Raw genomic sequence first — 7012 nt, 5'->3', positions numbered from 1 at the left:
ACACGCCGGAGAGGCTGGCGGGGCCTTCGGCCGGGGCCAGCTTCTCGCCCGGCACCTTCTTCCAGAAGCGCAGCGCCGCGCCGCCCTTCTGCATGCCGATCACGCTGTCATAGTCGCCGCACATGCCGGCATCGGTCATGTAGGCGGTGCCGTTCTCCAGGATGCGCTGGTCGGCGCTCGGCACATGGGTGTGGGTGCCCACCACCAGGCTCACCCGCCCGTCGAAGCTGTGCGCCATGGCCATCTTCTCGCTGGTGGCCTCGGCGTGGATGTCGATGAGGATGGCCTGCACCGTGCCGCCGGCGCCCAAGGTGTGCTTCGCCAGCTCCGCCTGCACGGCGCGGAACGGGTCGTCCAGCGGCTCCATGAACAGCCGGCCCATGGCGTTGATGACGAGCGCCTTGCGGCCGCCGGGCACCTCGACCACCGTGGCGCCGCGCCCCGGCGTGCCGGGCGGGTAGTTGAGGGGGCGGATCAGCCGCGGCTCGCCATCGATGAAGCCGATGATCTCCTTGCGGTCCCAGGAATGGTTGCCGAGGGTCAGCACATCCGCCCCCGCCGCCAGGAAGGCGCGCACCATGTCGGGCGAGACGCCGAAGCCGTGGCTGGCATTCTCGGCATTCACCACGACCAGATCGGCCTTCAGCCGGGCGCGCAGGCCGGGCAGCTCGGCGGTCAGGGCGTCGCGGCCGGAACGGCCGACCACGTCGCCCAGGAACAGGATGCGCAAAACTCTCTACCTCTCGGTGCGGATGAAGCCGGCCTCGGTCGCGATGCCGGGCAAGGGCTGGTCGTGGGGGCCGGTGGGCACCGCCGGCACCTCCTGCGCCGCATAGGCGACGCCGATGGCGCGCGCCCCCGGCAGGGCGGCCAGGGTGCGGTCGTAATAGCCGCCGCCATAGCCGAGCCGCGCGCCTAGCCGGTCGAAGGCCAGCAGCGGCACCAGCAGCACCTCCGGCATCACCTCGGCCTCGCCCGCCGGCACGGAGGTGCCGAAGCGGCCGGGCAGCAGCGCCTCGCCGAAGCGCCAGGGGCGGAAGAGGAGCGGCAGGCCGCGCCGCGGCGTCACCGGCAGGGCGAGCGGATGCCCGGCCGCCGCCAGGACACGCAGCAGCGGGCGGATGTCGATCTCGTCGCCCATCGGCCAGAAGCCGCCGACGCAGGCGCCGTCCGCCAGCGGGCATTCGCGCAGCACCACGGCCGCCAGCGCCTCGCCCGCGCCGCGGGCGGCGGGGCCGAACGCGGCGCGGCCGGCCAGCGCCGCCTGGCGCATCGCCACCTTGGCGGCGGCGAGCTCGGGCGGATCGGTCTCGGCAGGAGATGGGGAAAGGGAGTGCGGAGCCGCCATGGCCGTTGGCGTGTTATCCTCCTAAGGCCTGTGTAAACAGGTGGGCACCAGGTAACCGGACCAAGATCCGGTCAGAGCCAGCTCCCGGAGGATGCTTATTGGCCCCAGGGATAATGTACCTGACGCACCGGGCAGCTCCGCCACACACATTTAGGGATGGTCGAGCGAGGCCGCAATGCCCTCGATCCGCTCGGCGAGCCGGCCGAGGCGCTCGGCCAGCAGCGGGTCCGAGGCGGGGGCGGATTGCGCGCTGGCCGCCTTCAGCCGCGACATCTCGACGCGCAGATCGTGCAGCTCGTCCGCCAGCAGCAGCGCGGCCAGCAGCAGCAGCCGGCTCTCGCCGAACTGGCCGCCCATGGCGCGGATGGAGGAGACGCGGCGGTCCACATCCGCCGCGAGCGCGATCAGATGCCCTTCCTGGCCATCCTCGCAGGAGACGGGATGGGTATAGCCACCGACACGAACCGTGACCTGGGCCAATCTCAGCTCCCCTTGCTGCTGTCGTCTGCCGGCGGAGCGGAGGCGGGCATGGGTTCCGCCGCCTCGCCCGGCTCCGCCTCATCCTCGGGCAGGTGGCCGGCGGCCTCGCCTTCCACCTCGGCCAGGGCGGTGCGCAGGCGCACCAGCGTCTCGTCCAGCCGCGCGGAAAGGGCCGCCACCTCGTCCGGCGTCACGCCGGCGGACTGCGGCGGGCGGGCCAGGGCCGCCGCCAGCTTCTCGACCGCCTGTTCCAACCGTGTCGCCGCCGCGTTCACCGCATCGCTCATGCCGACGCCTTCACCCAAGCCGTGCCTCTCATGGTTTCAGGCTTTACGCGGCCCCCATGGGCAGGGTCAACGGATGCGGGGCAATGGAACGCTCTATGATGGGGATAGGCGGAGCATGGAGAGGCTGGCGGCATCACGAATGCGCGGGGTGGTGGTGCGCGATGCCGCCGGCGTGGCGCTGGCTCTGCGCGCGGCCAGGGGGCGCGGCCTGCACGGGCCGCTGCCGCTGCTCTCGCCGCCCGGCGCCGCCTCCTGGCTCGGCGCGCCGCTCTTCCTGGCGCTGATCCGCGCCGGCGGTGCGGCGCCGCCCGGGCTGGAGCCCCCGCTGGAACCCTGGCCGGAACCCTGGCCGGTGCTCGATTGCGGCCAGGCGCCGGGGCACGCGCTGGCCGCGCTGCGCGCCGGGGTGGCGGCGGTGGTGCTGGCGCCGGAATGCCCCGCCTTCCCCACCCTCGCCGCGCTGGCGCCGGGCCGCGTGCTGGCGGCCGCCCCGCCGGCGCTCGACCTCGCCCATGGAACGGCCGGGCGGCCGGCCACGGAGGAGCAGGTTGCCCGATGGCTCGCCGCCGATCCGGCGCGCAGCGCCGGCCCCGCCGCCGGCGGCAGCGGCCCTGGTGACAGTCCGGAGGCCCTCGGGTAAAGCCGGAACGGCCCCCGCCGACGCGCGGGGCGCCGCAACGGCCCGCCGCCGTGGGGCGCCTCCCGCGGCCTGGTCCCGCACCGGCGGCAGGGCGCCGAACGGAAGGAAGCACGGTCATGCAGCTGACGCCCCGCGTGAAGGAAATCCTCTCCTGGTACGAGAGCGACAATCCCGGCACCAAGGCCAACCTGGCGCGCATCCTGATGGAGGGAAAGCTCGGCGGCACCGGCCGGCTGGTGATCCTGCCGGTGGACCAGGGCTTCGAGCACGGCCCGGCCCGCTCCTTCGCCCCCAACCCCGCCGCCTATGACCCGCGCTACCATTTCGAGCTGGCGATCGAGGCGGGCCTCTCGGCCTATGCCGCGCCGCTCGGCATGATCGAGGCGGGGGCCTCCACCTATGCCGGCGCCATCCCGACCATCCTGAAGGTCAATTCCTCCAACAGCCTCTCCACCACCAAGGACCAGGCGGTGACGGCCACGGTGGCGGATGCGCTGCGCCTCGGCTGCTCGGCCATCGGCTTCACCATCTATCCCGGCTCCGAATACCAGTTCGAGATGATGGAGGAGCTGCGCGAGCTGGCCGAGGAGGCGAAGGCCGCCGGCCTTGCCGTGGTGGTGTGGAGCTATCCGCGCGGCCCGAACCTCGACAAGACCGCGGAGACCGCGCTCGACATCTGCGCCTATGCCGCGCACATGGCGGCGCTCCTCGGCGCCCACATCATCAAGGTGAAGCCGCCGACGGAAGCGATCTCGCTCGACGCCGCCAGGAAGACCTACGAGAAATCCCCGGTGCCGGAGATCGGCCAGCTCTCCGGCCGCATCCGGCACATCACCCAGGCCTGCTTCGGCGGCCGGCGCATCGTGGTGTTCTCGGGCGGCGAGGCCGGCACGGCCGAATCCATCGTCGAGATGGCGCGCGGCATCCATGCCGGCGGCGGCAACGGCTCGATCATCGGCCGCAACACCTTCCAGCGCCCGAAGGCGGAGGCGCTGAAGCTGCTGTCCGACATCATCGCCGTCTACCAGGCGGCTGCCTGAGATGGCGCCGGCTCCGGAGGCGGGCGGCGGCGAGCCGGGCTGCCGCCTCTATCTCATCACGCCGCCCGCGCTGGAGCCGGCGCGCTTCGCCGACGACCTCGCCCGCGCGCTCGACGCGGGCGACGTGGCCGCCGTGCAACTGCGCCTGAAGGATGTGGGCGAGGACGCGCTGCGGCGCGCCATCGACGTGCTGCGGCCCGTGGCGCAGTCGCGCGATGTCGCCTTCCTGCTGAACGACCGCGCCGACCTCGCCGTGCAGCAGGGCTGCGACGGCGCCCATCTCGGCCAGACCGATGGCGACCACGCCCAGGCGCGCAAGCTGCTGGGGCCGGAGCGGATGCTCGGCATCACCTGCCATGCCAGCCGGCACCTGGCGATGGAGGCGGGCGAGCTGGGCGCCGACTACGTGGCCTTCGGCGCCTTCTTCCCCACCGCCACCAAGCAGGCCGAGCACCGGGCCGAGCCCGAGATTTTGGAGTGGTGGACGGAGATGTTCGAGCTGCCCTCGGTTGCCATCGGCGGCATCACCGCCGAGAACTGCGCGCCGCTGGTGCGGGCGGGGGCGGATTTCCTGGCCGTGGTCGGGGCGGTGTGGAACCACCCGGACGGCCCGGCGGCCGGGGTGCGCGCCCTGAACGCGGCGATCGCCGCCGCCTGAGGCGGACCCGCGCCTAGGGGTCCGCGCCTCAGGGCCGGCGCGGATAGGCCTCGCCGGTGACGGGGCAGCAGGGCGGGTCCGGCAGCCGGGCGATGCGCGCCCGCGCCTCCGCCGCCTGCGCCGTGGAGGCCAAGCGCTGGTCCGGCTCCTGCCCTTCCGGATAGGCGCCCACCACCAGCAGGTCCTCGCTCTCCTCCACGCGCTGGTGCCCGGTGCCGGCGGGCAGCACCAGAACGTCGCCGGCGCTCACCGGCACCTCCGGCCCGCTCTCGTCGCCCAGCCGCACGACCACCGATCCCTTCACGATGGCTAGCGCCTCATGCGCCGTGGTGTGGAAATGCACATAGGGATGGATCCCGTCGCGCCAGGCGGGCAGCCAGCCATGTCCGGCGAGCAGCGCCTCCGCCCGTTCCACCTTGCCCTCGGGAAAGACCTTCCGGTGCACCTGGACGGGCAGCCGCGGATTGTTCGGGACCGCCTCCTGACTGGGCAGCCACAGGGTTTCGCTTTGCATCTGCCGGTCTCCGGTATTCCTTGCCGTTGCCAACGGGATCGAAGGCGCCCGAGTTGCGGAGCAGGGCCTTGGCTATTGCGTGAGCGCGCCCATCCGCCGCTCCCATTCCTGCCGCAGGCGCAGGGCCCAGCTTGGGTGCGGCTCCGGCAGGCGGGGCATGTCGGGCGGCGGCGGCGTGGCCAGCAGCGCCTCGGGGCGCGGCCGGGGTGCCGGCGGGGCCAGCCGGCCCAGCAGATGCGGGTCGGCCATGCGGGCCTGGGCCTCCGGGGAGAGCAGGAAATTGGCGGCCAGCATCGCCGCCTCGGGCTGCGCCGCGGCGCGCGGCACGGCCAGCAGCGCGGCATGGGCCATGCTGCCGCGCCCCAGCGTCTGGGCGCGGCTGGAGGGCGGCCATTCCCCCAGCCGCACCAGGCGCGGCAGCGCGATGGGATGCAGCGCCGGCATCAGGGCGATCTCGCCGCTCCGCAGCAGGCGCCGCAAGGCCGCGGCCCCTTCGGGGAAGGCCTGGCCCTGGCGCCACAGGAAAGGGCGAAGCGAGCCATACCACTCCCAGAAGGGCGCGGTGAAAAGGGTGAAGTTCCGGTCGGTGGCGGGGCTCTCCAGAAGGCGCGGATGCGGCACCAGCTCGTGCAAGGCCTGCAGCAGGAAGGCGGCGCCCAGCGCGTGGCGTGGCGTCGGGTGCGCCAGCCGGCCTGGCCGGGCCCGCGCCCAATCCGGCAGCGCCAGCATGCCGGGCGGCGGCTCCGGCACCTGCGCCGCATCGTGCACCAGCACCAGCCCGCCGCCATGCCAGGGCACGCCGAAGCCGCCTTCCGGCGCCCCGGGCGGCGGCGGCGCGGCGTTGGGCAGGGCCGAGCGGGCCGGCAGCAGCAGGTCCTGCTGCCGCAGGGCGAGCAGCGCGCCCGCATCCAGCGCCACCAGATCCACCCCCTCCCCCGATGCGACGCGCGAGACCGCCTCCGCCTCGTCGCGCAGCGGCACGATGTCGAGGCCGATGCCGTGGCGGGCCGCCAGCTCGGCCGCCATCCAGCCCAGGAAGCCCTCCAGGCCCGGATCCTCGGCAGTCAGGTGGAAGCGGAGGGTACGGCCCCAGGCGTTCTGGCGCAGCGCCTCCCACAACAGGGCGGCGGCCCCGTCGAGGGGGATCCCGGCGGCGGCGCGGCGGCACGGCAGCCCGGCGGCCAAGGCCGGGGGCAGGCCCGCCAGCAGGCCGCGCCGCGTGATCATGCCCCCGCCCCGGCGGAAAGCCGGGGAGCGCGGGAGCCTGCATTTCTGTTCCGCCTCAGCATGGGGCGGCGTAGATAGGATGGCGGAGCCGCTTTACCCAGCCCCGCCGGCCTTCAGGGCGCGCCGTGCGGCACGTGCCGGGCCAGCCCCCCGAACAGGTCCAGCATGCGCTCGCGCCAGGCATGGACCGCGTCCGAGGCTTCCAGAAGCGGGAATGACGACACGCAGCGCGCCCATTGGAAGCTTCCGAACACGGCATAGTCGCCATAGTCCGGCGCTGCACCGCCCAGGAAGGGCTGGGCACGCAGGATCACCCGCAGCGGTTGCAGGGCCGCGCGGAACTCGGGCAGCCGTGCTTCACGCCCTTGTGTCACCTGCTCCAGGGCCATGCCGAAGCGCGCTTCGCGGCTGGCGCGGAAATAGGTCCGGTGGCTTTCATCCAGCCATTGCGGGATGTCGCTGACGATCATCCGTGCCAGATGCAGGTTCAGCACCGTGTCGGCCCAGGCATTGATGAAGCGCACCGGCTGGCGCGCGCCGTTGAACAGCGAAGGGGCCTCCGGGTAGCGGTCCTCCAGATACTCGGCGATGGCCCAGGAATCCGCGACCACATGGTCCTCGTCCACCAGCACCGGCACCTTGTCCTGGCCCGAGAAGGCGATGGCCTGGCCTTCGGTGAAGCGCCAGGGAACGCAATCCGCCTCCAGCCCCTTGTGCGCCAGCGCCATGCGGCTGCGCCAGCAATAGGGGCTGAAGCGGCGCTGCGGGTCGGAGCCGGCCAGCTCGTAGAGTTCGCGCGCCATCGCCGCTCAGCCGGC

At 73.4% G+C, this 7012-nt stretch carries 10 protein-coding genes and 1 other RNA gene; 3 read left to right on the top strand and 8 right to left on the bottom strand.

The window, feature by feature from the left end; translation table 11 throughout:
* From ACZJYS_RS04980 to ACZJYS_RS04960, 5 genes are all read right to left on the bottom strand, one after another.
* The coding region (locus ACZJYS_RS04980) for a TIGR00282 family metallophosphoesterase (RefSeq protein ID WP_493176238.1) at window positions 1-730 on the bottom strand (730 nt) is incomplete at its 3' end.
* Between the two features lie 6 nt (window positions 731-736).
* Window positions 737-1348 carry a 5-formyltetrahydrofolate cyclo-ligase gene (locus tag ACZJYS_RS04975; protein ID WP_493176236.1) on the bottom strand — a complete coding sequence of 204 codons (612 nt, stop codon included), beginning with the start codon at window positions 1346-1348 and terminating at the stop codon, window positions 737-739.
* A non-coding RNA gene (ssrS, locus tag ACZJYS_RS04970) (6S RNA) lies at window positions 1335-1489 on the bottom strand. The genes ACZJYS_RS04975 and ssrS overlap by 14 nt, the downstream gene beginning before the upstream one ends.
* A gap of 9 nt (window positions 1490-1498) precedes the next feature.
* Window positions 1499-1828, bottom strand: coding sequence for a cell division protein ZapA (locus tag ACZJYS_RS04965; RefSeq protein WP_109515259.1), 330 nt, complete (start codon window positions 1826-1828; stop codon window positions 1499-1501).
* Window positions 1829-1830: 2 nt separating this feature from the next.
* Window positions 1831-2133 carry a hypothetical protein gene (locus ACZJYS_RS04960; RefSeq protein ID WP_146201811.1) on the bottom strand — a complete coding sequence of 101 codons (303 nt, stop codon included), beginning with the start codon at window positions 2131-2133 and terminating at the stop codon, window positions 1831-1833.
* 97 nt (window positions 2134-2230) lie between these two features.
* Between ACZJYS_RS04960 and ACZJYS_RS04955 the strand changes: the two genes are divergently transcribed.
* From ACZJYS_RS04955 to thiE, 3 genes are all read left to right on the top strand, one after another.
* Window positions 2231-2755 (top strand): hypothetical protein, encoded by a 525-nt coding sequence (locus ACZJYS_RS04955; RefSeq protein ID WP_493176233.1) that lies wholly within the window; start codon window positions 2231-2233, stop codon window positions 2753-2755.
* Window positions 2756-2871: 116 nt separating this feature from the next.
* The gene (locus ACZJYS_RS04950; RefSeq protein ID WP_379650191.1) at window positions 2872-3795 is read left to right on the top strand and encodes a class I fructose-bisphosphate aldolase; all 924 of its coding nucleotides are present in this window, start codon (window positions 2872-2874) and stop codon (window positions 3793-3795) included.
* A gap of 1 nt (window position 3796) precedes the next feature.
* On the top strand, window positions 3797-4453 hold the full coding sequence (thiE, locus tag ACZJYS_RS04945; protein ID WP_109515255.1) for a thiamine phosphate synthase: 657 nt from the start codon (window positions 3797-3799) through the stop codon (window positions 4451-4453).
* Between the two features lie 28 nt (window positions 4454-4481).
* On the opposite strand, the gene ACZJYS_RS04940 is transcribed toward thiE, so the two are convergent.
* From ACZJYS_RS04940 to ACZJYS_RS04930, 3 genes are all read right to left on the bottom strand, one after another.
* A complete protein-coding gene (locus ACZJYS_RS04940; protein ID WP_109515254.1) occupies window positions 4482-4967 on the bottom strand; it encodes a cupin domain-containing protein in 486 nt (161 codons plus the stop codon).
* A 72-nt stretch (window positions 4968-5039) separates the two neighbouring features.
* A complete protein-coding gene (locus ACZJYS_RS04935; protein WP_493176230.1) occupies window positions 5040-6194 on the bottom strand; it encodes an ABC transporter substrate-binding protein in 1155 nt (384 codons plus the stop codon).
* Window positions 6195-6307: 113 nt separating this feature from the next.
* Window positions 6308-6997, bottom strand: a complete 690-nt coding sequence (locus ACZJYS_RS04930; protein WP_493176228.1) for a glutathione S-transferase family protein — start codon at window positions 6995-6997, stop codon at window positions 6308-6310.
* Window positions 6998-7012: the final 15 nt, after the last annotated feature.

It is taken from the genome of Roseomonas sp. TS2 (assembly GCF_058833935.1).
Note: the sequence above shows the minus strand (reverse complement) of the source record. Positions and strands in the feature narration are given on the sequence as shown.